This window comes from Vannielia litorea (assembly GCF_900142295.1).
Taxonomy (GTDB): Bacteria; Pseudomonadota; Alphaproteobacteria; order Rhodobacterales; family Rhodobacteraceae; genus Vannielia; species Vannielia litorea.
The window spans coordinates 1,859,427-1,886,398 of sequence record NZ_FSRL01000001.1; the positions used below are offsets into that span (position 1 = coordinate 1,859,427).

The window sequence follows — 26,972 nt, forward strand, 5'->3', positions numbered from 1 at the left end:
CCCTCCGCCCTCCGCCGCCGCAGGGCGAACGCCCGCCCGGCTGCCGCCACATGCGCCCGAACGCCCGTCGTATTTTCACGCGGGGCGTCAAGCCACCCTGACCCGTCCGACTGGCCGGTTGACCAGCCACAGACCCGCCGCCACCAGCGCCAGCGCCAGCAGGATCACCCCTGGAAGCGGCTCGTCGAGGATGAGCCAGCCCAGCAGGGTGCCGAACACCGGGGTCAGAAATCCGAAGCTCGCCACCGAGCTCGCCGGGTAGAACTTCAGGATCCATAGCCAGAACAGAAAGCCCGCGCCGGAGATCACCAGCCCCTGGACCAGCAGAACGCCCCAATGCAAGGCCTCCGGCCCCCGGAACAATGGCCCGAAGAGCGGCGCCAGCGCGCCGAGCAGCACCGCGCTCACCGCGAGCTGCCACATCAGCTGGCTTTCGGCCCGCATCTCCCTGAGCCGCGTGCCCCGCACCACCAGCGCGAGCCCGGCCCAGCACCACGCCCCCGCCAGGGCGCAAAGGTCGCCCACCAGCGCCCCGCCCCCCTCGCTGCCGGCCAGCAGGGCCATCGCCACGCCGGCAAACGCCAGTGCGAGCCCCGTGACCTTCACAACCGTCAGCCGCTCTCCCGGCAGCAGGAAATGCGCCAGCAGCGCCAGCCAGACCGGCATGGTGTAGAACATCAGCGCCGAGCGCGCGACGGTGGTCAGGTCGAGCGCGATGAACAGCGCAACGAACTCGCCGGTAAAGAACAGCCCCATCAGGAGTCCGAGCCCCCGCACGCCCGGACCCAGCTCGAGCACGATCCCCCGCGCCCGCATCCAGATCAGCAGAAAACCGAGCGACAGCGCCGAGCGCATCCCGGCAAAGAACACCGGGCCGAACCCCTCGTTGCCGACCTTGATGATGACCTGCCCGAACCCCAGCAGCAGCGAGAACCCCACCAGCGAGGCCGCTCCGAAGGCGTCAATTCGGTCTTTCCGCTCCATCGGCCCCTCGCATATAACCGGCCCCATTGCCGCCCCGGCACCCAGACCACAGGCCCCGCGGGGCCGCAAGCAAGAGACGCCCCATGACGCTTCTCCAGATCGCCTCGCTCCTGATCGTCCTCGCCGCGGCCTTCGGCACCGTCAACTACATGTTCCTCAAGTTGCCATCCGCCATCGGCATCCTCGTCGTGGCATTGCTGGCCTCGCTCGGCGTCCTGGCCTTCGATGCGGTCTTCCCCGCCTCCACGGTCGAGGAGAGCATCACCGCCGTGGTCAAGGGCATCGAGTTTTCCGACGCCCTGCTCGAGGGCATGCTGGGCCTGCTGCTCTTCGCCGGCGCGCTCCACGTCAAGATCGCCGACCTGCGCGCCGAATGGCCCGCCGTGCTGATGATGGCCACCATCGGTGTCGGCCTCTCCACCGTCATCGCGGGCGTCGGGTTCAGCTGGATCACCGGCATGCCGCTCCTGATCGCCCTGGTCTTCGGCGCGCTGATCTCGCCCACCGACCCCGTGGCCGTGCTGGGCGTGCTGCGCGAGGCCAGGCTCGACAAGCGGTTGGAGACCAAGATCGCGGGCGAAAGCCTGTTCAACGATGGCGTGGGCTATGTCGTGTACCTCGTGCTGATCGGCCTCGCCTTCCCCGGCGCGGGCGACCATGGCGAGGCGGCCGCCCACGGCGCCGAACACGCCGAGGAAACCGGCACCGCGCTGGCCAGCGCCGCCACCCTCTTTGCGCAGGAGGCCCTCGGCGGCGCGGCCCTCGGCATGATCCTGGGCTGGCTCACCTGGCGCATCATGCGCCGGATCAATGACTATTCGCTCGAGGTGCTCATTACCCTGGCGCTGGCCTTCGGCGGCTACGAGCTGGCCATCTGGCTCCACGTTTCCGCGCCGATCATGGCGGTCTGCGCCGGGCTCCTGATCGGCGAGGTCAGCTACCGCGATGCCATGTCCGAAGAGACCCGCAACTACGTCGACGCCTTCTGGAAGCTGATCGACGAGATCCTCAACGCCGTGCTCTTCCTTCTGATCGGCGTCGAGATCTTCGCCGTCAGCTTCGATGCCAGCTTCCTCGTCTCCTCCGTGGCCGCCATCGCACTGGCCCTCGTGGCCCGTCTCGCCGCCGTGGCGATCCCGGTGCTCATCCTCCGGCCGTTCCGCACCATGCCCGAAAATGTCATCCCGGTGATGACATGGGGCGGCCTCAAGGGCGGCATCTCGGTCGCCCTCGCGCTCTCGCTCCCCGATTCGGAATGGAAACCCCTGATTCTGACCACGACCTACGTGATCGTGCTCTTCTCGATCATCGTGCAGGGCCTCACTGTTGCCCCATTTGCGTCACGATTGGACAAAAAACGCGCCTGATCCGCACTGTTGCGCGGTTGGAAACGGGCGCGCGGCGGCAATATCTTGGGTCTGGCAACAATTGCCCCACTACTTGAGGTTTGTAGCCTAACCCATTGGGTCTGCTCGCAACGTGCGCCACACCCCTGCCATTTTTCTGACATTTTCTCTCGCCCTCGCCGCGACTCCGGGTAAGCTCTCCCTCGCCTGACATATGGGACTGCCATGCCCTCCACTGCCTCCATCCGGCGCCTCGCGTCCGGCGACGATGTCGCTTGGCGCGAGCTCTGGACCGATTATCTGACGTTCTACAAGGCCACCCGGCCAGAGGAGGTCTATGCGACCACCTTCGCCCGGCTTGTCGACCCGTCGGACCGGAGCACCTTCGGCTTCATAGCCGAGGTGGAGGGCGTGCCCATTGGCATCGTGAACTGCGTGATCCACCGCCACCTCTGGAGGGTCGAGGATGTCTGCTACCTCGGCGATCTCTACGTGGACCCGTCCGTTCGGGGCACCGGCGCTGGCCGGGCCCTGATCGAGGCGGTCTATTCGGAGGCCGAGGCGCTGGGGGCGCCTTACGTCTACTGGCTGACGCAGGACTTCAACACGGAAGCGCGCAAGCTCTACGACCGCATCGGTGAGCTGACGCCCTTCATCAAATACCAACGGAGAGCTGCCTGATGCTGAACCGCTTGCTGCCTGCGGGTCTCGCCCTTGTCCTTGCCGCCTGTTCCACCTCGTCGTTCCCCGATGTGGACGTGCCCCAGCGACGGGCCAGCTACACCGGCGACCTGCCGGCCATGCGGACCTTCTCCACGCCGCGCGCCGCGCCCACCTGGCGCTCCAACGCCCAGCTCGCCGCCGATTTCATCGAGCTGAGCTTCCAGATGGAAAGCGGCCGCAAGCTGCCACAGTTCTCCCGCTTCGAAGGGCCGGTCACCCTCGCGGTCAAGGGCTCCGCCCCCGCCTCGCTCACCGGCGACCTCACCCGCCTCGTCTCCCGCCTGCGCTCCGAGGCCCGGATCGACATCCGCATGGCGCCCCCGGGCACCGCCCAGCCGTCGATCACCGTCCAGATCGTGCCCAAGCGCGAGCTGCAACGGCTGGTCCCGCAGGCGGCCTGCTTCGTGGTGCCCCGCGTCGCCTCCTGGTCCGAGTTCCGCAAGGCCCGCCGCTCCCGCACGGTCGACTGGGCCTCGCTCGGCGAGCGCCAGCAGATCGCCGTGTTCCTGCCCGGTGACGTGAGCCCGCAAGAGGTGCGCGACTGCCTCCACGAGGAGATCGCCCAGGCCCTCGGCCCGCTCAACGACCTCTACCGCCTGCCCGACTCGGTCTTCAACGACGACAACTTTCACACCGTGCTCACCGGCTTCGACATGCTGATGCTGCGGGCCTATTACGACCCGTCCCTGCGCTCCGGCATGAGCCAGGCCCAGGTCGCCGCGCGTCTGCCCGCCATCCTCAATCGGATCAACCCGGCCGGAAACCGCGGCGGCGCCGGGCACACCTCCTACACGCCCCGCGCCTGGATCGACTCGATCGAAACCGCGCTCGGCCCCAAGGCGCGCCCCGCCGCCCGCCTCGATGCCGCCAAGCGCGCGGTGAACATCTCCAGGGCGCAGGGCTGGCGCGACAACCGTGCAGCCTTCTCGCTCTACGCCCTCGGCCGGCTCTCGCTGTCTGCCGAGCCCGAGCTGTCGCTGGCCAGCTTCCTCGAGGCCTCCCGGCTCTACCGCAACAACCCCGAGACACAGATCCAGGCCGCCCATGTGGCCATGCAGCTCGCAGCCTTCTCGCTGTCCTCGGGCCAGGCCGACGGCACCATCGGCCTGATCGACGAGGTGCTGCCCGCCGTGCGCCGCGCCGAGAACGCCGCGCTGCTCTCCACGCTTCTGCTGCTGAAGGCCGAGGCCTACGAGCTGATGGGCCGCCAGCCCCAGGCCGCCGCGGTGCGCACCGAGGCGCTGGGATGGGCCCGCTACGGCTTCGGCGCCGACTCGGTCGTCCGCGCCCGCGCCGGCGAGATCTCGGCCCTCACGCCAACCCGCCGGGCTTCGGTCAACTGACCGCTGCGGCCATTGCGCCGCATCCCGCCGTGCAGCCTTTTACCGGGGCGTCTTCTGGACTAGAAGGCGCCCCGTAACCTATCGGAAGCGCTGCCATGATCGTCCTTGCCGCCCTCGTCCTCGGTGCCCTCGCAGGCTTCGCCCACGCCAGCCGTCGCAAGGGCAACGCGCTGGACAAGCTGCAATACATGGCTGTCTACGCCCTGCTCTTCGCGCTGATCGGCCTCTTCGCGACCATCGGCCTGGAGAAGGTTCTCTAACCCTTCGCCTTGCTCATGTGCAGGTAGGTCTCGTCGTAGCGCCTCGACAGATGATCGCCCGCACGCACCGGCACCTGCGTCCCCTTCGGGCTCACATCGGCGTCCCACTGCGGGTTGAAGAAGAGCGGGATGGAGATGCGCTCCGCCGCGCCGCCCCGCACCCGGTGCAAGGTGGCCCTCACCCGCCCGCCAGACCACATCTCGAGCATCTCGCCGAAGTTGATGACAAAGGCCCCCGGCGGCGCCGAAACCGGCTCCCATGACCCGTCGCGCCGCAGCACCTCCAGCCCCGGCGCCCCATCTGTCGCCAGCAGCGTCAGGCAGCCATAATCGGTGTGCGGCGCGATCCCGAAGTCCTTGTCGCCCGCCCAGTCCGGCCGCGCCGGGTACCAGTTGGCCCGCAAGAGCGCCATCGGATGCGCGAACTTCTCGGCAAAGTAGCCACGATCCTCCCCGATCGCCTCCGCCACAGCCCCCAGCAACGCCCGGCAGAAGCCCAGCGCCTCGCGGTAATAGGCCTCCACCTCGGCCCGAAAGCCCTCGGGCGCGTCGGGCCAGAGATTCGGCGCATAGTAGCGCTCCGGCGCACCGGCACGGCCCGCACCGGGCCACTCGTAGCCGCAGTCGAAGACCTCCTTCAGGTCCGGGTTGGAGCCTGGGTCCACCTGCTCGCTGCGCATCCCGCCCCAGCCCCGGTTGGAGCCGGTCGCGGCCATGTCCACCCGCGCCTTCTGCGCCTCGGGCAGATGGAAGAACCCGCGATAGGTCTCGATCAGCCCCGCCATCCGCTCCGGCGCGAAAGGCGTGTTCTCGAGCACCATGAAGCCGATCTCGAGCGCGGCCGCACGCACCGCTTCCTGCGAGGCCGCAGCGCCGCCGAGCAGCGCTTTCGCATCAATTCTGGGGATCATCGCCAAGCCTTCCAACTGCCCGGCCCCTGATGCCGCAGCCCGGAAGGCTGCGCAAGCCGGTCAATCCGCGCGGGCGTCCAGCAGGCTGTCGATCGAGGGCAGCTCATCGCCGCGGGCCACCGGATACTCGCGCTCCTGGCCGCCCGCCTCGGCGCGTTCCGCGGCCACATCGGCCAGCGCCTCGGCCATGCCCGGCAGCGCGACCACCGCCAGCACGCTCTCCGCCTGAGCCTCGATCACCGCGATCTCCTCGCGCACGTCGGCGAGCGCCGGGTCTTCGGCCACCTTCACGCAGCCACCGGCGCCACCGTCGCGGCACTCCACCTTCCCCGCGACCAGCGCCAGAGTCGCCCCGCCCGGCAGCCATCCATTGCCCACCCCGGCGGTCCGCTCCTCCAGCTCGTCCATGGTCGGAAAGCTGCCGGCCCGGATCACCTGCGCGACCTCGGGTGCGATCTCTCCGGTAGCCACGCCGGCCTGCAACAGCATCTCCAGCCGCTGACCGGCCCGGCTGACGGGCAGGCCCGTGGCAGCGACGGCGGCCACCTCAGCGCCCGGCCGGGCTTCGGGGCGGATCGAGGTGGCAACCAGCCCGCTCTCGCGCCGGATCACCGGCCCGCGCGGGGCCGCGGCCTGCCGCTGCGCCGGCGCCCGCTCGATCCGCACGTTCCCGCCGATCTTGCGGCGAAAGTCGCGCTTGGCTTCCTCCACGTCCCGCATGAATTTCTTGAGGAATGGCCCGTTGCCCTGGCCACGGTTCTGCGCCTCCACGGACCCCGTGGCGATGAGCATCAGGCTCAACGCGAGTGTGAGATGTCTCGTCATGGCAGCCTCCTCGGGCCGGCCCCTGCGCCCGCCCTCCCTCATTCAACACCCTCCGGCCCGCGCGGTTCCACCGCTTTTTCGGCACGGGCGGCCAGATCGCGCCTTTCCGCCCACCTTGCGCCGCCCGCCCAAACCGGGCTAGCTGACCGCGACTTTTACGGGAGGATCACGATGCGCCGCAAACTTGCTGCCGGAAACTGGAAGATGAACGGCCTCAAGGCCGACCTCGCCGAAGTGGCCGCACTCACCGCCGCCCATCCCGCCCCCGGCACCGACATCCTGCTCTGCCCGCCCGCCACGCTGATCGCCCCGATGGTCGCCGCCGCCCAGGGCTCGGCTCTCGCCGTCGGCGGGCAGGATTGCCATGCCGCCGCCGCCGGGGCCCATACCGGCGATGTCTCGGCCCCCATGCTGGCCGATGCCGGCGCGACCCATGTGATCCTTGGTCACTCCGAGCGCCGGCAGGATCACGACGAGCACAACGAGCACGTCCGCGCCAAGGCCAATGCCGCCCTCGCCGCCGGCCTCGTCTGCGTCATCTGCGTGGGTGAAAGCGAGGCCGAGCGCGATGCGGCCAACACGCTCGACATCATCGGCGGCCAGCTCTCGGGCTCCATCCCCGACGGCGTGACCGGCCACAGCCTGGTGGTCGCCTACGAGCCGATCTGGGCCATCGGCACCGGCCGCACCCCCACCCTCGACCAGATCGGCGAGGTGCACGATTTCATCCGCATGCGCCTCGAGCGCCGGTTCGGCCCCGGCATCGGCCGCTCCACGCGCCTTCTCTATGGCGGCTCGGTGAAACCCGCCAACGCCGCCGAGATCTTTGCCGTGAGCAATGTCGACGGGGCCCTCGTCGGCGGCGCCAGCCTCAAGGCCTCCGACTTCTCCGCCATCATCACCGCGCTCGAAGCCGCCCCGACCCAGGGCTGACCGGGGCCTGCGCGGCGGGCTCACAGCAGGGCTTCGGCCTCCAGCCGGGCGCGGCGGGCCAGCGTCATCGCATCGGCCCCGTCGCGGCGCGGAATGACGCGGTAGATGCCCTCCACGGCATTCTCCACCGCGAAGGCCAGCAGCCCCACCGCCACCGCGCCAAGCAGGAAACGTCCGAACGGGGCGGCCCGGATCTGCCCGAGAGCCTCGCCCACACCTCCCGCCGCGCCCGGATCGCTGGTCAGCGCCGCGTAGCAGATCAGCGCGCCGATGACGCCGATCACCACGCCCTCCGCGATGCAGCCGAATTTCAGCACCGGGTCGAGCCTGCGTGCGGCCGGCGTGACCCGAATGTGCTCCTTGTATCTTTCGCTCACACCCTTGTAGCCGTAGTAGCCCCCCGCCCCGATCGTGGCGAGGCCCACCGCCCCCACCAGCCAGGCCCCCATCGGCATCGCCATCACCCGCGCCGTCACACCATCCGCCCCGCCGCCCGACTCGCCCCGCAGCGCCAGCATGGCAACCGAAACCCCGATCGCACCGTGGATCAGCCCGGTCGCAACCAGCCCCGTGCGGGCAACGAGACCCTTTGCATCGGTGCCGTAGTCCTCAAGGTCCATCGCCGCGTCGATCAGCCGCCAAACGGTATAGGCCCAGAGCCCGGCAGCGATGAGCCAGAGCACCGGCGTCCCCCACCAATGAGCCAGAAGGTCGGCGAGCGCATCGGTCGTGCCCTCCGCCTCGCCCCCCGTGTAGGCGGCGGTGAGGGCGAGCCCGCCCACCACGGTGTAAACGGCGGCGCGAGCAAGGTAGCCCGCCCGCATCACGGGCACGACCCAGGCCGGGGCTTTTTCGGACATTGGCGCTCCTCCTCTGCAAGTAGGACGCGCCCGCCCGCCCGCCGGTTCCCGGCCCATGCCCTCAGCACCGCATGAAAAAGGGGCCGCCCGCGAAGGCGACCCCCAGTTTCACACCAGATAACCCCTTACTGACGCGCTTCGCAGAAGGCGCGTTCGGTCCGTTCGCTCGGCATCGGGTCGCATTTGATCTGCGGCCCGAGCGAGGAGGCGTTGGGCAAGGCCGTGGAGAGCGGCGGAATGTAGGTGATCATGATGAGGAAGATGAAGAGCACGCCCAGGAAGGGGGCCGCGGCCTTCACCACCCGCATCATCGGCATCCCCGCCACACCGCTCGTCACGAAGAGGTTGAGGCCGACCGGCGGTGTGATCATGCCGATCTCCATGTTCACCACCATGATGATCCCGAGGTGGATCGGGTCGATCCCCAACTCCAGCGCGATCGGAAACACCAGCGGCGCCACGATCACGATCAGCCCCGAAGGCTCCATGAACTGCCCGCCGATCAGCAGGATCACGTTCACGATGACAAGAAACATGATCGGCCCGAAGCCCGCCGAAAGCATCGCCCCCGCGATCTGCTGAGGGATCTGCTCGTCGGTCAGCACATGCTTCAGGATCAGCGCGTTGGCGATGATGAACATCAGCGTGATCGTCAGCTTGCCCGCGTCAAAGAGCGTGTCGCGGGTATCGCGGTGGAAGAAGGCGGTGACAAGCGCCTGCGGCCGGGTCAGCAGGCTCGCCCGCTTCCGCCCGTCCCGCTCGGCCAGCGGCCCCATGTCGCGATAGACCCAGACCGCCACGATGAAGGCATAGACCGAGGCCACGGCAGCGGCTTCCGTCGGCGTGAAGATCGCCGGCGTGATGCCCGGAATGCCGTAGATCCCCACCATGATGATGACGATGAGCATCAGGCCCCAGAAGGCCTCGGCAAAGCTCCGGCCGATCTCGCGCCACCCCTGCCACTGCCCGGCGGGCATGTTGCGGACGATGGCCATGATGTAGATCGTGACCATCAGCATGAAGCCCGCCAGCAGGCCGGGGATGACCCCTGCGAGGAACATCCGGCCCACCGACACATCGGTCGCCGAGGCATAGACGACCATCACGATCGACGGCGGAATGAGAATGCCCAGCGTGCCCGCGTTGCAGATCACCCCCGCGGCAAACTCCTTGGTGTAGCCCGCCTGCTTCATCGCCGCGATGACGATGGAGCCGATGGCCACCACGGTTGCGGGCGAGGAGCCGGAGAGCGCGGCAAAGAGCATGCAGGCGAAAACCCCCGCGATGGCGAGGCCGCCGCGCAGGTGGCCGACACAGGCGATGGAGAAGCGGATGATCCGCTTGGCCACGCCGCCCGTGCTCATGAAGCTCGAGGCCAGGATGAAGAAGGGGATCGCCAGCAGCGTCGCATGGCCCTCCATCGCCTGGTAGAGCGTCTGCGCCACCGAGGCGAGCGAGGTATCCGACAGCACCAGCAGGAAGACCATCGACGACAGGCCGAGCGACACCGCGATCGGAACGCCGATCATCAGCAGGCCGACGACCATCAGAAAGAGCAGGAACACGTCCATCAGCGGGTCTCCTCGTCGCGGTTCATGGCGGCCACGGCAGCCACGTCCTCTTCGGCCTCATGGCTCACGATCAGGCTGTCCTGACGGCCGGTGATGATGCGCCAGCCCACCTGGCAGAGCCGGTAGAGCATCAGCGCGGTCGCAACCGGCAGCATCGCGTAGGGCAGGAAACGGGGCAGCTTGTCCCAGTGATCCCACTCCGCCTCCGGGTAGCCCCGGTTCAGCGTGATCGGCTCGAGAAACCGCAGCCAGTCCAGCATCGGCACCTGCTCGGTCATCATGAAGCTGTTGTTGCGCGCGCCCCAGTTGATCCCGGTGGGAAACCAGCGGCCCTCGGTCGGCGGCAACCCGGCGAAGGGCGCCCAGTAGTCCCACGACCCCTTCAGCAGGAGCAGCACGTAGACCATGCAGATACCCAGCGACACCAGCGCCAGCACCCGCTTGCCCTTGGGCGGAAGCATGTTCAGCAGCGCGTCCACCCCAAGGTGCGCCGTGACCTTGAAGGCATAGGCGATGCCGAAGAGCACCAGCCAGGCGAAGAGGATCAGCGTCACCTCCAGCCCCCAGATCAGGGAGCTGTTGAAGAGGTAACGCAACACCACGTTCACGAAGGTCACGATCACCATCATTCCCAGCAGGAAGGCGATGAAGGTCTCTTCGAAACTGTTGACGATGCGGCCAAGACGGGTGCCGCTGCCCGGATAGGATGACATCCCGTCACCTCCCCCACTGTCCCCGGTATGCTGCAACTGTCTTGCAGCGAGGCCCCGCGCTTTGCGCGCGAGGCCGGTTTTTACGTGTCAGACTGACCGCTTACATGGAGGCGTTGATCGCCTGCGCGGCTTCGATGTTCTCGACACCCACGTCACCTTCGAACTGGCTCCACACCGGCTTCATCGCGTCGACCCAGGCCTGGCGCTGCTCGGGCGTCAGCTCGCGGATCACGCCACCGGCATCCAGGATCGCCTGACGGGCTTCGGCATCGACCTGGCCCACCGCGGCGTTGCGCTCGGCGGTCACCTCGCTGAGGATGGTCAGCAGCTGGTCCCGCACCTCGGCGTCCAGGCTGTCGAGCCAGTCGACGGAGGCCACCACGAGGTAGTCCAGCGCACCGTGGTTGGTCTCGGTGGTGCCGTCCTGAACTTCAAAGAACTTCTGGCCGTAGATGTTGGACCAGGTGTTCTCCTGGCCGTCCACGACACCCTGCTGGAGCGCGCCGTAAACTTCGGAGAAGGCCATCGGCTGGGCGGAGGCGCCAAGCGCTTCCATCTGCGCCACCAGCACGTCGGACGGCTGCACGCGGAACTTCAGGCCCGAGGCGTCGCCCGGCATCTCGAGCGGCTTGTTGGCCGAGAACTGCTTCATGCCGTTGTGCCAGAACTCGAGGCCCTGCAGGCCACGGCGCACCATCGAGTCCTTCATCGCCTTGCCGGCCTCGGAGGCCTGGAAGGCATCGACCGCTTCGACGTTCTTGAACATGAAGGGCAGGTCGAAGATGCGGAACTGCTTGGTGAAGGTCTCGAACTTCGACAGCGAGGGCGCGGCAAACTGCACGTCACCCTGAAGCATGGCTTCCAGCACCTGGTCGTCGTCGTAGAGCGTGGAGTTCGGGAACACCTCCATGCAGGCCTTGCCGTTCATCTCTTCGTTGACCCGGTCGGCGAAGAGCGAGGCGGCGATGCCCTTGGGGTGCTTGTCGGTATTGGTGACATGGGCAAACTTGATGACGATCTCGCCATCGTCGCAGGCGGCGAAGCCCGCACCGGCAGACATGACAAGAGCCACCGCGGTTGCGGTGAGGGTCGCGAATTTCATGTGGATGTCCTCCCAGACATGTTGGTTCGTTCGAGCGCCTCCCAGCGCCTGCCAAGAACAAGCCGCAAGCCGGAGGTTGCCGCAAGGGGTCAGTCCACAGGCCCCGGAGAATTGCGGCAAAGGGCTGACAACGCTCACTAATCCTCACAGGTTGGTGATCGCGCGCGCCATGCGCGCCCCTCGACCGTCCCCATTCCCACACAGTGCCGACCCGCCACCTGTGCGAAAATCCGCACAAGTCCGCGAAATCCCTCCTGCGCCGCGAGCGAGAATCTGCACGATATTGTCTCGCCCCTGAGTTGAAAACCGCACCACGCGCAACCACCTTTACCCTACGTCATTTCATCACGTCTTTCCGGGATCACATCATGCCTTTCACCACACATGCTTCTCTCACCGCCGCCTGCACTGCCGCCCAGGCCGCCGCGCACCATGTCATCACGCTTGTCGCGGGGCTGGATGGTCACCGCTACTACCTCGTCACCAGCACGCCCGACCTCGGCGCCACCGCCCCCTATGTGCACGGAGCCGTCGCAGGGCAATCCGCCCATGCCGAGATGCACTTCATCTGCGACTGGCCCGAGATCCTCCGCGATTTCCGTACCAGCGCAGGGCGCTTGCCCAAGCGCTGCGAGCTGTTCCTGTCGCACAGCCCCTGCCGCAACGAGGATGACCGCGCGAGCCCGCCGATGACCGTCAGCGGCGTCGACTACGGCACCAGCTGCAAGGACAAGCTGACCCTGTTTTTCCGCAAGAACGGCAGCATCCGGTTCAGCCTGCGCTACTGGCTGCGTTTCGCCTCCGCCGAGGCGATCACCGGCGAGCAGCTTCGGGCCAATTTCGGCGAGCTGGATTTCGGGCGGATGACGCCAGAAAACAACTACGGCAATCCCCTGCCCAGGATTACCGCCTGAGCCTCTGCCCGGGCGCGGCCGCTACCGGCGGAAGTCCTCGGCCTTCAGCCCATGCCGCGCCAGCTTGTCGTAAAAGGTCTTGCGCGGCAGCTTCAGCGCCTGCGCCGTGGCCGTCGCATTGCCGTTCTGTCGCCCCAGCGCGGCGGCGATGAGCGATTTTTCCACCCGCGCCATCTGCTCGGCCAGCCCGAGCTCCGCGGCCTCCTGCACCTCGCCCGGCATCCCCAGCACAAAGCGCATGGCGGCGCTCATGAGCGAGCGCGCATTGCCCGGCCAGTCCTGCGCCATCAACCCGGCAAGGTGCTCCTCGGTCACCTCCGGCTCGGGAATCCCCGCCTGCTCCGCCGCCTGCGCCACGTAATCCCGGAACAGCACCGGGATATCCTCGCGCCGCTCCTGCAAGGTCGGGATCCGCACCTGCATCACGTCGAGCCGGTAGTAGAGATCGGCGGCAAAGCGCCCCGCCCCCATCTCGGCCATCAGGTCGCGCGTGGTGCCGGCGATGATCCGCGCCTCGCCCGGGCTTTCCAGCCGGTCGAGCAGCACCAGCTGCACCGCCGCCGGCAAGGCGCTGATCTCGTCCAGAAACAGCGTGCCCGCGCCCGCCGCCTCGATCGCCGCATCGAGCCGCGCCTCGTCGAGCGAGGCCGCCAGCCGCTTGACGAAGGGCTGCGGCGCCGCCGGCGACAGCAGATGGATCACCTCCGCGACCTTGGCCGTCTGCGACCCCGGCGCGCCGGTGATGAGCACCTCCGCCCCCGCCCGCGCAACCGCGCGCACCTGCGCCCGCATCCCCTGCGCCTCGGCCGACTGGCCAAAGATCATCCGCGCCGCCGCGTCGCCCCGTTCCAGCTCGCGCTTCAGCCGCCGGTTCTCCAGCACCAGCGCGCGCGCCTTCAGCGCCTTCTCCACCGCGCCCACCAGCTCCTTCGGGCCGCAGGGCTTTTCGAGAAAGTCGAAGGCCCCCTCCCCGATCCCCTTGACCGCCATCGGCACGTCGCCCTCGCCAGTCAGCAGGATTACCGGCAGCTCTGGATCGCGCTTGCGCGCTTCCGCGAGCAGGAAAAACCCGTCGCGTCCGGGCATCCGGATATCGCTGACCACCACGCCGTCGAACTCCGGCCCGATATGGTCCTTGGCCTCGATGTAGCTTCCCGCCAGGATCGGTTCGATCTCGGCCAGCTCCAGCGTCTGGCCCAGCGCCTCCCGAACGGCGGCATCGTCATCCACCACCAGCACCCGCCGCGCCCCGCTCATGCCGCGGCCTCCATGTCTGCGGGCTGCAGCTCCACGGTGAACTCCGCGCCCCCCTCTGGGCGGTTCACGCCGCGGATATTGCCGCCAAAGCTCTGCACGAGACCGTAGCTGATCGAAAGCCCAAGCCCCATGCCCTCGCTCGCGCCGACCTCCTTGGTCGAGTAGAACGGGTCGAAGATCCGGTCGGGCTCGGCAATGCCCGGCCCGCTGTCGGCCACCCTGAGCCGCACCGGCGCGCCCGGCTCGATCGCGATCTCGAGCCGCGCCGCCGCGCTCCCGGCCATGGCATCAATCCCGTTGCTGACGAGGTTGAGCACCACCTGCTGCAGCCGCACCTCCCCGCCCCGCACCATGACCGGCGCCGGCGGCGGCATCCAGGCCACCTCGATCCCGGCCTGGCGCACCCGGCCCTCCGCCATCTCCAGCACCGCCTCCACGACCGCGCCCAGATCGACCCGCCCGATCGGCTCGCTCTCCTGCCGGGCAAAGGCCCGCAGGTTGCGAATGATCCGTCCCATCCGCCGCGCCAGGTCTCCGATGCGCCCGAGGTTCTGCGCCGCCCGCTCCGGGCTGCCGCGCTCCAGAAAGCTCTCGGCATTCTCGGCAAAGCTCCGGATCGCCATCAGCGGCTGGTTCAGCTCGTGGCTCAGCCCCGCGCTCATCTGCCCGAGCGCGCTCAGCTTGCCCGCCTGCACCAGATCCGCCTGCGCCCGCCGCAACGCCGCCTCCGCCTCCATTCGCTCATGAACCTCCGCCTTGAGCCGCTCGTTGGCGGCCCGCAACGCGGCCGTCCGCTTCTCGACCCGCGCCTCCAGCACCGCATTGGCCCGCGCCTCCACGGCAAGCCGCAGCGCCAGCGCCCGCCGCCGCTCCGAGAGCAGAAAGAGGAAGGCCCCGAACCCGAGGCAGAGCGCCGCCGTCGCCGCCGCGCCGAGCGCCGCGATCCGGATCGCCGGGGACAGGTCGATCAGCGCCTCGCCCCGCATTCCGATCACCGGCAACTCCTGCACCATGTGCAGCGCGGCACTCGGAATGTAGGGCCCTGCATCGACCCACCACAGGTCGCGCCCCTCCGCCTGCCAGGGCCGGTGGTCGATGAAGGGCCGCAGCTCCACCCCGGCATAGATGGCACGCTCCGCAGGCTCCGTCCGGCTGCGAAACAGCAGCTCGAACCTGTTGGCCGCAAAGATCACCCCCGCCGCATCCGAAAAGAACACCGGCACCGGGTCGCCGGCCCAATCCAGCTCGATGAGCCCGAGGTCGGCGCGCACCACCACGGTGCCCTCCACCGGCCCGGCCTCGGAGTATATCGGCGCGGCAAAGGAATAGAGCCGCCGCCCGCTGCCCGCATCCACCCCGTGCCCGCTGCCCAGGGCGCCCTGGCGTGCCCGCTCCACCACGGGGCCCCCGAGCCGCCCGTAATCGTCCGGCGCGCCATTGGTCGATGCCAGCACCCGGCCTTCGGCATCGGTGAGCAGCACCGCCACGCTGCCGGTCATGTCGGCATGGCGCTGGATCACGGCGGTCACCTCGGCAAGGTTGCCCCGCTCGGCGATATGCGCCCGCAACTCGGGCCGGTCGGCCAGCGCCACCGCTAGCTCGCCATAGCTCTGCAACTGCGCCGTCAGCCGCTGCGAGGTGAGCCGCAGATCGCTCCGCCCGCGCCGCTCCACCTCGTCCAGCGCCGAGGTGAACCCGCCCCAGCCCACCGCCGCCGACAGGAGCGCCGCCGCCGCGAGGTAGAGCAGGATGATGACAAGCCGCCGGGTCATGCCAAGTGTTCTAGACAATCCCCCGCCCCTCTGAAAGCGTCGCGCCATGCAGCGCCTCTCGCAATCCCCGACCGACCCGGCCTTCGTGCAGGATCCCTACCCCTTCTACCACCGCGCCCGCGACGCCGGAGACCTGTTCCTGTGGGAGGACTACGGCCAGGTCGCCGCCGCCGGCTATGCCCAGGTGAAACGCCTCCTGAAAGACCGCCGCCTGGGCCGCGAGATGCCCCCCGACCTGGCCCCGCCCGTGCCCGAGCGCCTGCAACCCTTCTACGATGTCGAGGCCCACTCGATGCTCGAGCTCGACCCGCCGCGGCACACCCGGCTGCGCGGGCTGGTGCTGCGCGCCTTCACCTCCGCCACCGTCGAGGCCCAGCGCCCCGCGCTGGAGGCCCTTTGCGCCCGCCTGATCTCCGCCTTCCCCTCCGGCCCCTTCGATCTGCACGAGGCCTTCTGCCGCCCGCTCCCCGTCATCACCATCGCCACGCTCCTGGGCGTCGACACGGCCCGTGCGCCAGACCTGCTCGCCTGGTCCAATGCCATGGTCGGCATGTACCAGGCCGGCCGGACCCCGGCGATGGAAGAGGCCGCCATCGCCGCCACCCGTGCCTTCACCGCCTTCCTCGCGGAAGAGATCGCCCGCCGCAGGGCCACACCCTCCGACGATCTCCTCTCCCATCTCATCGCCGCCGAGGAGGAGGGCGAGAAACTCTCCGCCGCCGAGCTCACCTCGACCGTCATCCTGCTGCTCAACGCTGGCCACGAGGCCACCGTGCACTCGCTCGGCAACGCGGTGAAACTCATTTGCGAACATGACCTTGCAGCCCTTGCCTCATCCACCGAGGACGCCCCCCTGCTCACCGAGGAAGTGCTCCGCTTCGCGCCGCCCCTCCACATCTTCGAGCGCATCGCCCGCGAGGATTTCGAGGTCTACGGGCACGAGCTGAAGCGCGGCCAGAAGATCTCCTGCCTGCTTGCAGGAGCCAATCGCGATCCGGCGGCCTACCCCAACCCCGATGTGTTCGACCCCATCCGCCGCGGCCCCTCCAACATGGCCTTCGGCGCCGGGCTCCACTTCTGCGTCGGCGCGCCCCTCGCACGGCTCGAACTGCAAGTGGCCCTGCCCGCGCTCTTTGCCGCCTGCCCCGGCCTCGCGCTGGCCGAAGCGCCGCGCTACGCGCCGGTCTACCACTTCCACGGGCTGGAAAAGCTGGTCGTCACCGCCTAACCTCCGGGCCATTGCTTCAGGAGATTGTTCATGCGCGCCGCCCTGCTTTTCCTCGCCTTGTCCCTGCCCGCAGCCGCGCAGGAGCGCGTCCTCTCGCCGGAACGGGCCAGCGGCTACGACGGCATCCTCACCCAGTGCGTCACCTTCACCCGCGAGAGTTTCGCCAACGACATGTGCGCCCCGCTCGAAACCTCCGTCGCGGGGCTCGCCTCCAAGGCCGGCCTCGAGCACCTGGGCCTCGGCCTCGTCGAATGGGGCTTCGGCACCGACGAATACGCCACCACCCCCGACACGCTCGGCATGATCGCCCCGCTCAACCTCACCTTCTACATCCGCGCCACCGCCGGGCCTGACAGCGCCGCCATCTGGGCATCGCTCTACCGCGAGGTGCCGGAGGGGCGGCTGGTCATCTGGGAGGATTCGGGCATCGGCGCAGGCGAGCGGAGCGTCATCCGCGATGGCCTCTCCACCGGCCTCGCCCGCAAGCTCGAGCCGGTTTTCGAGGCGCTCGCCAAGGCAAATTAACCTCACCCCGCATGCGCCTCATGTCATTGGATTAAATTGAGGTGCGGGCGGCAGTGGCACAGGCCCGCCATGCGCGCCCGGCTTCGGCCTCAGTCCACCCCCACCGGCAGCGCCGTCGTGCTCTTGATCTCCTCCATCGAGAGCAGCGCCGTCACGTTGTGGATCTTCACCTCCGAGATCAACGCCTGGTAGAATTCGTCATAGGCCCGCGCATTCGTCACCTGCACCTTCAGGATGTAGTCGATGTCGCCCGCCAGCCTGTGCGCCTCCAGCACCTCGGGCCGCACCCTGAGCGCCTGGAGGAACTTCCGCTGCCATTCCGCCTCGTGCTCGCTGGTGCGGATCAGCACAAAGAAACAGGCCTCCAGCCCCAGCGCCTCGGCGTTCAGCAGCACGGTGTTCTGCCGGATCACCCCGGCCTCCCGCATCTTGCGCACGCGATTCCACACGGGCGTCTTCGAACTGCCCACTTTCTTGGCAATTTCGTCCAGCGACTGCGCCGCATCGCTCTGGAGTTCGGCAAGGATTTTCCGGTCGATCCGGTCCAATCGGACAGACATTCGCTTTTCTCCCGCTTCGGCGGAATTACCGCCCACTTGCCCCAATACAGGGAACGTTTTTCCTTATCTGCCGCAGGTGGCTGCCATTTGCCAGAACAAAATTCTATATCTCTCCTCACGCAACAGGAGCCGCCGCAATGCAGCATTTTCCGATCTTCGTGAACCTCCGTGGCGAGCGCGTCGCGCTGTCCGGCGGCGGCGAGGCCGCACTGGCCAAGCTGCGGCTGCTGCTGAAGACCGAGGCCGAGATCCACGTCTATGCCGAGGCCCCCCACGCCGACCTCGAAGCCCTTGCAGAGAGCGGCAAGCTCACCCTGCACCGCCGCGCCGCCCGCGCAGGCGACTTTGCGCAGACCCGCCTCGCCTATGGCGCCAACGAGGACCACGCCGAAGACACCCGCATCAAGGCCCTGGCCGAGGCAGAGGGCGCGCTGGTCAACATCGTCGACGACCTGCACAACAGCCAGTTCATTACCCCCGCCATCGTCGACCGCGACCCGGTGACCGTGGCGATCGGCACCGAGGGCGCCGCCCCCGTGCTCGCCCGCGCCATCAAGCGCGACCTCGAAGAGCGCCTGCCCGCCTCGCTGGGCCTGCTCACCCGCATCGGCAAGGCCTTCCGCGCCGCCGCAGATGCCCTTCCCATGGGCAAGACGCGCCGCGACTTCTGGGCCGACTACTACTTCAACGAGGGCCCCAAGGCGCTGGCCAAGGGCGAAGACAACGCCCGCGAGGCGCTCGACGCCCTGCTCGCCCGCCACCTCGCCCAAGCCCCCGAGCCCGGCGAGGTCGCCTTCGTCGGCGCAGGCCCTGGCGACCCCGAGCTGCTCACCCTGGCCGCCCGCCGTGCGCTGGACGAGGCCGAAACCATCATCCACGACGGGCTGGTCTCTCCCGCGATCCTCGAGCTTGCCCGCCGCGAGGCGCTGATGATCGACGTCTCCAAGCGCGGCTTCGGCCGCTCCACCCCGCAGGAGGCGATCAACGCGCTGATCGTCGACCATGCGCTGAAGGGCGAAAAGGTCGTTCGCCTCAAGGGCGGCGACCCGGCGATCTACGGCCGGCTCGACGAGGAACTCGAAGCGCTTGCCCCCCATGGCATCGCCACCCGCATCCTGCCCGGCATCACCGCCGCCTCCGCCGCCGCCGCCGCCATCGGCCAGAGCCTCACCAAGCGCGGCCGCAACACCGAGCTGCGCTTCCTGACCGGCCACGACACCCAGGGCTTCACCGAGCAGGACTGGCACGCGCTGGCCCGCCCCGGCTCCGTCGCCGCCATCTACATGGCCAAGAAGGGCGCGCGCTTCCTGCAGGGCCGCCTGATGATGCACGGTGCCTCCCCCGCCACCGACGTGACCGTGGTCGAGAACGCCTCGCGCCCCGATACCCGCGTGCTGCATACCACCCTCGCCGCCCTGCCCGAGACGACCGAGGGCCTTTCCGGCCCCGCCGTCCTGCTCTATGGCCTCGCCCCGCGCGATGCCGCCGCCCAACTCCAGCTGAAGGCCGCCCAGTAATGCCCAAGCCCTATACGCCCAAGGTCGTCACGGCCAACGCGCTGATCGAAGGCGACGTGATCTATCTCACCAACTCCGGCGACTGGTCGCGCCGCCACGAGGAGGCCCGCCTCTTCACCGAGGAGGCCCCGGCCGAGGCCGCGCTCGCCGCCGCCTCGCTCCAGGTGAGCGAGATCGTCGGCGCCTATCTCGCCGATGCAGCCCCCTCCCCGCGCGGCCCGAGGCCCACGCACTTCCGCGAGGCCTTCCGTGCCAAGGGCCCTTCCAACTACGCCCACGGCAAGCAGGTGGACCTCTGATGTATTCCTACACCGACTTCGACGAAGCCTTCGTCCGCTCCCGCGTCAGCCAGTTCCGTGCCCAGGTGGAGCGCCGCATCGACGGCTCGCTCACCGAGGACGAATTCAAGCCGCTGCGCCTGATGAACGGCCTCTACCTGCAACTGCACGCCTACATGCTGCGGGTGGCCATCCCCTATGGCACCGTCTCGGCCCGCCAGATGCGCCAGCTCGCCATGATCGCCGACAAGTGGGACAAGGGCTACGGCCATTTCACCACCCGGCAGAACATCCAGTACAACTGGCCCGCGCTGAGGGACGTGCCCGACATGCTCGAGGCCCTGGCCGACGTGCAGATGCACGCGATCCAGACCTCCGGCAACTGCATCCGCAACGTGACCTCCGACCACTTCGCCGGGGCCGCCGGCGACGAGGTGGCCGATCCGCGCCCCTATGCCGAGCTGCTGCGCCAATGGTCCACCGATCACCCCGAGTTCCAGTTCCTGCCCCGCAAGTTCAAGATCGCCGTGACCGGCGCCGAGGCCGACCGCGCGGTGATCCGCGCCCATGACATCGGTCTGCAACTGGTCGAGCAGGAAGGCCAGCTGGGCTTCAAGGTCATCATCGGCGGCGGGCTTGGACGCACGCCCATGATCGGCCAGGTGGTGCGCGCGTTCCTCCCCGAGGCCGACCTGCTGCCCTACTGCGAGGCCATCGTGCACGTCTACAACACGCTCGGGCGGCGCGATAACAAGTACAAGGCCCGCATCAAGATCACCGTCCACGAGAACGGGATCGACACCATGCGCGACCTCATCGAGAGCCGCTTCGCCGAGATCCGCCCCGAGTTCACAGGCGTCGACCAGGAGATGCTCGCCGCGATCAAGGCCCAGTTCGCCCCCCCCGCCCTCCGCCAGGGCGACGTGGCCGCCTATGACGCCGCCTATGCCTCCGACCCGGTGTTCCGCGCCTGGGCCGACACCAACCTGGCGGCCCACCGCAATCCGGACCACGCCATTGTCACAATTTCGATAAAGGCCCACGGTAAGACCCCCGGAGATGCAACCTCCGACCAGATGCGCCTGATGGCCGACCTGGCCGAAGACTATGCCCACGGAGAGCTGCGCATCAGCCACGAGCAGAACGTTATCCTGCCCCATGTCCACAAGGCAGACCTGCCGGCGATCCACGCCGCGCTCAAGGCCGCCGGGCTCGGCACCGCCAACATCGGGCTGGCGTCGGATATCATCGCCTGCCCCGGCATGGATTACTGCGCCCTGGCCACCGCCCGCTCGATCCCGATCGCACAGGAGATCGCCACCCGTGTCGAGGAGTTGAAGATCGAGCACGAGGTCGGTGCGCTGAAGATCAAGATCTCCGGCTGCATCAACGCCTGCGGCCACCACCACGTCGGCCACATCGGCATCCTCGGGCTGGATCGTGCCGGGGTCGAGAACTACCAGGTCACGCTCGGCGGCGATCACACCGAGACCGCCGCCATCGGCACCCGCATGGGCCCCGGCTTCTCCGCCGAGGAGATCGTGCCTGCCATCGAGCGCCTGATGCTGGCCTACCTCGACCTGCGCGCCGAGCCCGCCGAGACCTTCCTGCAAACCTTCCGCCGTCTGGGGGATGCGCCCTTCAAGGCCGCCCTCTACCCCGAAAGCGAGGCCCGCAATGCCGCGTGACAGCGTAACAGGCGTCGCCGACGAGGTGGCCGAAGCCCGTGCCGCGCGCGAGGCCGAGGCGCTGAACGCGCGTTTCTCCGGGGCCTCCGCCCAGGAGATCCTCCGCCACGCGCTGACGGAGCCCTCTCTCGGCCGCATCGCCACCGTCTCCAGCTTCGGCGCCGAGTCGGTCGTGCTGCTGCACATGATCGCGCAGATCGACCCTGCGCATCCCGTGCTCTTCATCGACACCCAGCTGCTCTTCGAAGAAACCCTGAAGTATCAAACGGATGTGGCAAGGTCCCTCGGCCTCACCGGCATCGAGGTGGTCCGCGCCAGCGAGGCCGACCTCTCGGCGCACGACCCCGACAACACGCTGCACAAGCGCAGCACAGACGCCTGCTGCGACCTGCGCAAGACAGTGCCGCTGGCCAATGCGCTGCTGGCCTACGATGGCTGGGTGACCGGCCGCAAGCGCTTCCAGGCCGAGGCCCGCGCCGCGCTTTCCCCCTTCGAGAGCGAGGGCCCCCGCCTCAAGGTCAACCCGCTGGCCAACTGGACCGCCCAGGACCTGCGCGCCTACATGGACGAGCACGACCTGCCCCGGCATCCCCTCGTGGCCAAGGGCTACCCTTCCATCGGCTGCTTCCCCTGCACCACGCCGGTCAAGGAGGGCGAAGACGCCCGCGCCGGGCGCTGGCGCGGCGAGGACAAGGAAGAATGCGGCATCCATTTCATCGACGGCAAGCTCGTGCGCGGCCCCCTGCCCGCCGCCCCCGAGCCCCAAGCCGCCCCGGAACGAAAGAGCGCCTGACATGACCAGCATCCTCGTGACAGACGAAGGCTTCGCCCCCGACGACTGGGCCCACCCGGTCACCCCGCTGGCCGAGCTGGACAGCACCGAAACCGGTGCCCCCGCGCTCGCCGTGGACCTCGCCCCGAGCGACGACCCGGCCGCGCTCTCCGCCCGGCTGGACGGCATCGACATGATCCGCGTGGCCTTTCCCAGCTTCGCCGATGGCCGTGGCTTCACCCTTGCGCGCCAACTGCGCCGCATGGGCTTTGCCGGCCGCCTGCGCGCCTTCGGTCACGTGATCTCCGACCAGTATGCCATGGCCCGCCGCTGCGGTTTCGACGAGGTCGAGATCTCGCCCGAGCTCGCCGCCCGCCAGCCCGAAGCCGAGTGGGCGTTCCGTGCCGATTGGCAGGCGAACGACTACCAGTCCCGCCTGCGCGGCTGAGCCACTTGGAACGCATTCAAAAATCCTGATACAGATCAAGGCAGCAAGGAGCCGCGAGGCCGATAACGCCCGCGACAATCGCATATGACCGAACAGAGCCCCGTGACCCAAGCGCAAGGCCAACCCGTCAAAGCCACCCCCACCCTGCCCGACGCGCAGACCGTGACCGAGGTGAAGCACTACACCGACCGGCTGTTCAGCTTCCGCTGCACCCGGCCCGCCAGCCTGCGCTTCCGCTCGGGCGAGTTCGTGATGATCGGCCTGATGGGCGACCCCGACCCGAAGACCGGCAAGGTCAAGCCGCTGCTGCGCGCCTATTCCATCGCCTCGCCCTCCTGGGACGAGGAGCTCGAGTTCTACTCGATCAAGGTGCAGGACGGCCCGCTCACCTCCAAGCTTCAGCACATCCAGCCCGGCGACGAGCTGATCCTGCGGCCCAAACCCGTGGGCACCCTGGTGCACGACGCGCTCCTGCCCGGCAAGCGCATCTGGTTCTTCGCCACCGGCACCGGCTTCGCCCCCTTCGCCTCGCTGCTGCGCGAGCCGCAGACCTACGAGGACTACGACGAGGTCATCATCACCCACACCTGCCGCGAGGCCGGCGAGCTGACCTATGGCCGCGATCTGATCGAAAGCCTCAAATCCGACGAGCTGCTGAACGAGGTGATCGGCGAGGGCTTCTGGAAGAAGATCCGCTACTACCCCACCACCACCCGTGAAGAGAGTGCCAAGATGGGCCGCATCACCGACCTGATGCGTACCGGCGAGGCCTTCGAGGATCTCGGCGTGCCGCCGCTGAACCCTGTGACCGACCGCGCGATGATCTGCGGCAACCTCGCCTTCAACCTCGAGCTGAAGGAGATGCTCGAGGCCTACGGTCTCGAGGAAGGCGCCAACTCCAAGCCCGCGCATTACGTCGTCGAAAAGGCGTTTCTCGACTGATCGCTCCGGCGCGGTGGCTCTTGCCCCGCCGCGCCGAACATCCTAGGCGAGAGCCATGGATACCGCCTTCCTCATCTCCGCCTTCGTCACCCTCTTCGTGGTGATCGACCCGCTCGGCCTGGCGCCGCTCTTTGCCGCCATGACCCACGACGAGAGCGAGGCCCGCCGCCGTGCCATCGCCATCCGCGCCGTGGTGATCGGCTTTGCCATCCTCTGCGTCTTCGGCATCGCCGGCGAAGCGGTGCTGGAGTTCGTCGGCATCTCCATGCCCGCCTTCCGCATCTCCGGCGGGCTGCTGCTGTTTCTCACCGCGCTCGAAATGCTCTTCGAGCGCCGCACCAAGCGCCGCGAGGACCAGGCCGAAGAAGACCGGCCCGACCCCTCCATCTTTCCGCTCGCCACGCCGCTCATCGCCGGCCCCGGCGCCATCGCCTCGATGATCCTGCTCTCGGGCTCGCCCAACGCCACCTGGGCCACCACCGGCACGGTCATCGGCGTCATGGCCACCGTCCTGCTGATCGTGCTGCTGCTGTTCCTCGGCGGCGGACTGCTGTCGCGGCTCCTGGGCAAGACCGGCATCAACGTGGCCACCCGCCTGCTCGGCATGCTGCTCGCGGCTCTCTCGGTGCAATTCGTCATCGACGGGCTGCGCGACCTGTCACTGCTCTAGAAAAGCGCCGCGCCCCCGCCTAAATACCTGATATGGACGGCGATACCCTCGGACGGCTCACCTATCTCATCCTGCTCGGCGTCTTCGTCGGCAGCTACTTCTTCGTGTCGGGCCGCACCAACTGGGGCCAGACCGCGCGGCATGCCGCGCTCTGGGTCTTCATCTTCCTCGGCGCCGTCGTCGCCTACGGCCTCTGGGAAGACGTGAAACGCGAGGTCGCGCCCCGGCAATCGGTCTTCGAGGGCGATGGCCGCGTCGAGGTACCCGTCTCTGCCGACGGTCACTATTACCTCACGCTCGAGATCAACGGCGCCGCCACCCGCTTCGTGGTCGATACCGGCGCCTCCGATATGGTCCTCAGCCGCGACGACGCCCGCGCCGCAGGCATCGACCCCGACAGCCTTGCCTACCTGGGCCGCGCCATCACCGCCAACGGCGAGGTGCGCACCGCGCTGGTGCGGCTCGACGAGGTCGCCCTCGGCGGCATCACCGACCGCAACGTGACCGCGCTGGTCAACGACGGCGAGATGAACGGCTCGCTGCTCGGCATGCGCTATCTCGAACGCTTCGCCTCGGTCAGCTTCTCCCGCGGCGAGATGATCCTCCAGCGCTGAGCGCAGGTCGCAGGCGCGATGCGTCCTGCGTGTTGTCTCGGCGCCCCCCTCCGCGCCTGCCCCGAACTCTCCGAAGGTCTCACCAGCACCAGGGCCGCCGCCGGCTCCCGCTGCGCCACCGAGTGGCCCGCGGCCATTGTCTTGCAATAAACCTTCCCGCCGGAGGCTCAAATCCCTTCAGGGCCTCGGGCAAGGCCGGCCGCCACGGCGCCGAAAGCCCCCACCAAAGCCCCCACCCTCGTCTCAGGCGCCGGGCGGGGCGCTTCCCGCCACCCCGGCTACCCGCCGCTCTCGGCCTTCTTCTCCCAGCGCCCGCTCTCCTCCGACCAGTATTCAGCCACGGCCCCTGCCCCGGTCAGCGCCTTCCACTGGCCGCGCGCGTGCTGCATGGCATCCGGGTCGTGCCCGTCGAAGAGCACGCAGACCCGCTCCAGCGCGGCCACCTCACCCGGGTCCACGCCCGCGCCATCCACCGCCATCAGGCAGCTCGCGCCGTTGGGCAGGTCGGCCTCCGTGGTCAGCAGCACCGGCTGCATCGCATCATGGGGCCCGCCCGCCCGGCCATGGGCCAGAAAGGCCTCGTCCCGTCCGAGCCAGAGCTTCTCGTCCAGCCAGTCCATTCGGGCCGGGTCGCGGCCACGCACCGCCACCCTCCAGCCCGCGGCGAGGCTGCGCTCCAGCAAAACCGGAAGGGTCGCCTCCAGCGGCTGCCGGGTCAGGTGGTAGAACATGGCCTTGCCCATGCAGCTCAGCCCTCGTAGCCGTCCGCGACAAGCCGGTTCAGCGCCAGCACGCCCCAGCCCGAGGCGCCCTTGGGCCCGAGCGCAGGCGCATCGGCAGGCTGTGCCACACCGGCAATGTCGAGGTGAATCCAGGGCGTGCCGTCCTGCACGAAGCGCCTGAGAAATTCGGCCGCCGTGATCGCCCCGCCCCAGCGCGTGCCCACGTTCTTCACATCCGCCTTCCGGCTCTTCAGCTGCTTGGCATAGGCCTTGCCCAGCGGCATCCGCCAGGCCCCTTCGCCCTCGGCCTCGGCGGCCTTGAGGAAGGCCCCGGCAAACTTGTCGTCGTTGGAGAAAACGCCCGCGTTCTCATGCCCCAGCGCCACGATGATCGCACCGGTCAGCGTGGCGAGGTCCACCATCGCGGCGGGCTTGAACCGCTCCTGCGCATACCACATCACATCGGCCAGAACGAGCCGGCCCTCGGCGTCGGTGTTGATCACCTCCACCGTGTCGCCCTTCATGCTCTTCACGATGTCCCCGGGCCGCTGCGCACGGCCGTCGGGCATGTTTTCCACCAGGCCAACGAGCCCCACCACGTTGGCCTTGGCCTTGCGCGCCTTCAGAAGCTGCATCACGCCGCTGACCACGCCTGCGCCGCCCATGTCCATGGTCATGTCTTCCATGCCCGCGGCGGGCTTGAGGCTGATTCCCCCGGTGTCGAACACCACGCCCTTGCCCACCAGCGCCAGCGGGGCCTCGTCCGTCTTGCCGCCCATCCAGCTCATGACCACCACCTTGGAGGGGCTCTCCGAGCCGATACCCACGCCCAGCAGGCAGCCCATGCCGAGCTTCTCAAGCTCGGCCTCCTCCAGCACCTCGACCGTCAGCCCGTCGCCCTCCAGCGCCTTCAGCCGATCGGCAAAGCTGGTGGTCGTCAGCACGTTGGCGGGCGCATTGACGAGATCGCGGGTGAAGGCCACCCCTTCGGCCATCGCCTGCACCGTCGCACCGTCCACCTCCTCGGGCTTGCCCAGCATCATCGTGATCTCCGGCTGGGGCTTCGGCGCCTTCGAGGTCATCTCGACGTAGTCATAGGCCCCGAGCAGCGCGCCCAGCAGCAGCGCATCCGCGCGCCGGGCGGCCCCCGCCAGCACCAGCACCGGGCCCTCGCCCGCCGCCTTGCCGATGGCCGCACCCGCACGGCGGGCCTCCTCCACCGAGGCGCGCCGCGACAGCCGCACCACCTGCACCGCCTCCGCCGCCATGCCCGCGGGCCAGGCCAGATCCTTCGCCTCGCCCTCCTCGAGCTTCCCGAAGGCCTCGCTCTCGACGAACCGCTTGAGCGCCCCCTTGCACAGACGGTTGACCCGCCGCCCCGCCACGTCGAGCTGGCCGCCCTCGGGCACCAGCACCACGACCCGGCCCTCCGCCCCGGCAATCGCCTCGATGTCGGTTTCCTTGAGGGTGAAACGGGGCAGATCGGTCATCTGG

At 68.6% G+C, this 26,972-nt stretch carries 28 protein-coding genes; 16 read left to right on the plus strand and 12 right to left on the minus strand.

Annotation, left to right across the window (positions count from 1 at the left end; translation table 11 throughout):
• Positions 1 to 87 precede the first annotated feature (87 nt).
• Complete coding sequence (locus BUR94_RS09245) at positions 88 to 984, minus strand: DMT family transporter (protein WP_074255968.1); 897 nt, start codon at positions 982 to 984, stop codon at positions 88 to 90.
• 83 nt (positions 985 to 1,067) lie between these two features.
• Here BUR94_RS09245 and BUR94_RS09250 point away from each other — a divergent pair, with 83 nt between their 5' ends.
• The 4 genes from BUR94_RS09250 (at position 1,068) to BUR94_RS20675 (ending at position 4,656) form a co-directional block, all read left to right on the plus strand.
• Complete coding sequence (locus BUR94_RS09250) at positions 1,068 to 2,351, plus strand: cation:proton antiporter (RefSeq protein WP_074255969.1); 1,284 nt, start codon at positions 1,068 to 1,070, stop codon at positions 2,349 to 2,351.
• Between the two features lie 204 nt (positions 2,352 to 2,555).
• Positions 2,556 to 3,011 (plus strand): GNAT family N-acetyltransferase, encoded by a 456-nt coding sequence (locus BUR94_RS09255; protein WP_074255970.1) that lies wholly within the window; start codon positions 2,556 to 2,558, stop codon positions 3,009 to 3,011.
• A complete protein-coding gene (locus tag BUR94_RS09260) occupies positions 3,011 to 4,396 on the plus strand; it encodes a DUF2927 domain-containing protein (RefSeq protein WP_074255971.1) in 1,386 nt (461 codons plus the stop codon). Before BUR94_RS09255 ends, BUR94_RS09260 begins: the two co-directional genes overlap by 1 nt.
• A gap of 95 nt (positions 4,397 to 4,491) precedes the next feature.
• Positions 4,492 to 4,656 carry a hypothetical protein gene (locus tag BUR94_RS20675; RefSeq protein WP_175570446.1) on the plus strand — a complete coding sequence of 55 codons (165 nt, stop codon included), beginning with the start codon at positions 4,492 to 4,494 and terminating at the stop codon, positions 4,654 to 4,656.
• Here BUR94_RS20675 and BUR94_RS09265 read toward each other — a convergent pair.
• Both BUR94_RS09265 and BUR94_RS09270 read right to left on the minus strand, forming a co-directional pair.
• Complete coding sequence (locus BUR94_RS09265; protein ID WP_074255972.1) at positions 4,653 to 5,567, minus strand: isopenicillin N synthase family dioxygenase; 915 nt, start codon at positions 5,565 to 5,567, stop codon at positions 4,653 to 4,655. The genes BUR94_RS20675 and BUR94_RS09265 overlap by 4 nt on opposite strands.
• A gap of 60 nt (positions 5,568 to 5,627) precedes the next feature.
• Entirely contained in the window at positions 5,628 to 6,392 is a 765-nt protein-coding gene (locus BUR94_RS09270; RefSeq protein ID WP_139301252.1) for a hypothetical protein, read from the minus strand.
• A 171-nt stretch (positions 6,393 to 6,563) separates the two neighbouring features.
• On the opposite strand from BUR94_RS09270, the gene tpiA reads away from it, so the two are divergent.
• Entirely contained in the window at positions 6,564 to 7,325 is a 762-nt protein-coding gene (gene tpiA / locus BUR94_RS09275) for a triose-phosphate isomerase (protein ID WP_074255974.1), read from the plus strand.
• Between the two features lie 20 nt (positions 7,326 to 7,345).
• Here the strand turns inward: tpiA and BUR94_RS09280 are convergent, their stop codons facing one another.
• The 4 genes from BUR94_RS09280 to BUR94_RS09295 all read right to left on the minus strand — a co-directional run bounded on the left by BUR94_RS09280 (position 7,346) and on the right by BUR94_RS09295 (position 11,571).
• Entirely contained in the window at positions 7,346 to 8,185 is an 840-nt protein-coding gene (locus tag BUR94_RS09280) for a DUF1206 domain-containing protein (protein WP_074255975.1), read from the minus strand.
• Between the two features lie 125 nt (positions 8,186 to 8,310).
• On the minus strand, positions 8,311 to 9,756 hold the full coding sequence (locus BUR94_RS09285) for a TRAP transporter large permease (RefSeq protein ID WP_074255976.1): 1,446 nt from the start codon (positions 9,754 to 9,756) through the stop codon (positions 8,311 to 8,313).
• The gene (locus tag BUR94_RS09290; protein WP_074255977.1) at positions 9,756 to 10,469 is read right to left on the minus strand and encodes a TRAP transporter small permease; all 714 of its coding nucleotides are present in this window, start codon (positions 10,467 to 10,469) and stop codon (positions 9,756 to 9,758) included. Before BUR94_RS09290 ends, BUR94_RS09285 begins: the two co-directional genes overlap by 1 nt.
• A 100-nt stretch (positions 10,470 to 10,569) precedes the next feature.
• Positions 10,570 to 11,571 (minus strand): TRAP transporter substrate-binding protein, encoded by a 1,002-nt coding sequence (locus tag BUR94_RS09295; protein WP_074255978.1) that lies wholly within the window; start codon positions 11,569 to 11,571, stop codon positions 10,570 to 10,572.
• 368 nt (positions 11,572 to 11,939) lie between these two features.
• Here BUR94_RS09295 and BUR94_RS09300 point away from each other — a divergent pair, with 368 nt between their 5' ends.
• Positions 11,940 to 12,485 carry a hypothetical protein gene (locus BUR94_RS09300; protein ID WP_074255979.1) on the plus strand — a complete coding sequence of 182 codons (546 nt, stop codon included), beginning with the start codon at positions 11,940 to 11,942 and terminating at the stop codon, positions 12,483 to 12,485.
• A gap of 21 nt (positions 12,486 to 12,506) precedes the next feature.
• On the opposite strand, the gene BUR94_RS09305 is transcribed toward BUR94_RS09300, so the two are convergent.
• Together BUR94_RS09305 and BUR94_RS09310 are read right to left on the minus strand one after the other, a co-directional pair.
• Positions 12,507 to 13,742 (minus strand): sigma-54-dependent transcriptional regulator, encoded by a 1,236-nt coding sequence (locus tag BUR94_RS09305; protein ID WP_074255980.1) that lies wholly within the window; start codon positions 13,740 to 13,742, stop codon positions 12,507 to 12,509.
• On the minus strand, positions 13,739 to 15,514 hold the full coding sequence (locus BUR94_RS09310; protein ID WP_074255981.1) for a sensor histidine kinase: 1,776 nt from the start codon (positions 15,512 to 15,514) through the stop codon (positions 13,739 to 13,741). Before BUR94_RS09310 ends, BUR94_RS09305 begins: the two co-directional genes overlap by 4 nt.
• A gap of 46 nt (positions 15,515 to 15,560) precedes the next feature.
• Between BUR94_RS09310 and BUR94_RS09315 the strand changes: the two genes are divergently transcribed.
• On the plus strand, positions 15,561 to 16,742 hold the full coding sequence (locus BUR94_RS09315; protein ID WP_074255982.1) for a cytochrome P450: 1,182 nt from the start codon (positions 15,561 to 15,563) through the stop codon (positions 16,740 to 16,742).
• 30 nt (positions 16,743 to 16,772) lie between these two features.
• Complete coding sequence (locus tag BUR94_RS09320; protein ID WP_074255983.1) at positions 16,773 to 17,267, plus strand: hypothetical protein; 495 nt, start codon at positions 16,773 to 16,775, stop codon at positions 17,265 to 17,267.
• An 89-nt stretch (positions 17,268 to 17,356) separates the two neighbouring features.
• On the opposite strand, the gene BUR94_RS09325 is transcribed toward BUR94_RS09320, so the two are convergent.
• Entirely contained in the window at positions 17,357 to 17,827 is a 471-nt protein-coding gene (locus BUR94_RS09325; protein ID WP_074255984.1) for an Lrp/AsnC family transcriptional regulator, read from the minus strand.
• 137 nt (positions 17,828 to 17,964) lie between these two features.
• Between BUR94_RS09325 and cysG the strand changes: the two genes are divergently transcribed.
• The 8 genes from cysG to BUR94_RS09365 all read left to right on the plus strand — a co-directional run bounded on the left by cysG (position 17,965) and on the right by BUR94_RS09365 (position 24,756).
• On the plus strand, positions 17,965 to 19,344 hold the full coding sequence (gene cysG, locus BUR94_RS09330) for a siroheme synthase CysG (protein ID WP_074255985.1): 1,380 nt from the start codon (positions 17,965 to 17,967) through the stop codon (positions 19,342 to 19,344).
• A complete protein-coding gene (locus BUR94_RS09335) occupies positions 19,344 to 19,643 on the plus strand; it encodes a DUF2849 domain-containing protein (RefSeq protein ID WP_074255986.1) in 300 nt (99 codons plus the stop codon). Before cysG ends, BUR94_RS09335 begins: the two co-directional genes overlap by 1 nt.
• A complete protein-coding gene (locus tag BUR94_RS09340; RefSeq protein WP_074255987.1) occupies positions 19,643 to 21,310 on the plus strand; it encodes a nitrite/sulfite reductase in 1,668 nt (555 codons plus the stop codon). The genes BUR94_RS09335 and BUR94_RS09340 overlap by 1 nt, the downstream gene beginning before the upstream one ends.
• Positions 21,300 to 22,103, plus strand: a complete 804-nt coding sequence (locus BUR94_RS09345) for a phosphoadenylyl-sulfate reductase (protein ID WP_084192970.1) — start codon at positions 21,300 to 21,302, stop codon at positions 22,101 to 22,103. Before BUR94_RS09340 ends, BUR94_RS09345 begins: the two co-directional genes overlap by 11 nt.
• Before the next feature lies 1 nt (position 22,104).
• Entirely contained in the window at positions 22,105 to 22,530 is a 426-nt protein-coding gene (locus BUR94_RS09350; RefSeq protein WP_074255988.1) for a DUF934 domain-containing protein, read from the plus strand.
• A gap of 84 nt (positions 22,531 to 22,614) precedes the next feature.
• On the plus strand, positions 22,615 to 23,472 hold the full coding sequence (locus BUR94_RS09355; protein ID WP_074255989.1) for a ferredoxin--NADP reductase: 858 nt from the start codon (positions 22,615 to 22,617) through the stop codon (positions 23,470 to 23,472).
• Between the two features lie 55 nt (positions 23,473 to 23,527).
• Complete coding sequence (locus BUR94_RS09360; protein WP_074255990.1) at positions 23,528 to 24,142, plus strand: MarC family protein; 615 nt, start codon at positions 23,528 to 23,530, stop codon at positions 24,140 to 24,142.
• A 32-nt stretch (positions 24,143 to 24,174) separates the two neighbouring features.
• Positions 24,175 to 24,756 (plus strand): retropepsin-like aspartic protease family protein, encoded by a 582-nt coding sequence (locus BUR94_RS09365; protein WP_074255991.1) that lies wholly within the window; start codon positions 24,175 to 24,177, stop codon positions 24,754 to 24,756.
• Between the two features lie 278 nt (positions 24,757 to 25,034).
• Here the strand turns inward: BUR94_RS09365 and BUR94_RS09370 are convergent, their stop codons facing one another.
• Both BUR94_RS09370 and BUR94_RS09375 read right to left on the minus strand, forming a co-directional pair.
• Complete coding sequence (locus tag BUR94_RS09370) at positions 25,035 to 25,499, minus strand: DNA polymerase III subunit chi (RefSeq protein ID WP_074255992.1); 465 nt, start codon at positions 25,497 to 25,499, stop codon at positions 25,035 to 25,037.
• Between the two features lie 5 nt (positions 25,500 to 25,504).
• Complete coding sequence (locus BUR94_RS09375) at positions 25,505 to 26,968, minus strand: leucyl aminopeptidase (RefSeq protein WP_074255993.1); 1,464 nt, start codon at positions 26,966 to 26,968, stop codon at positions 25,505 to 25,507.
• Positions 26,969 to 26,972: the final 4 nt, after the last annotated feature.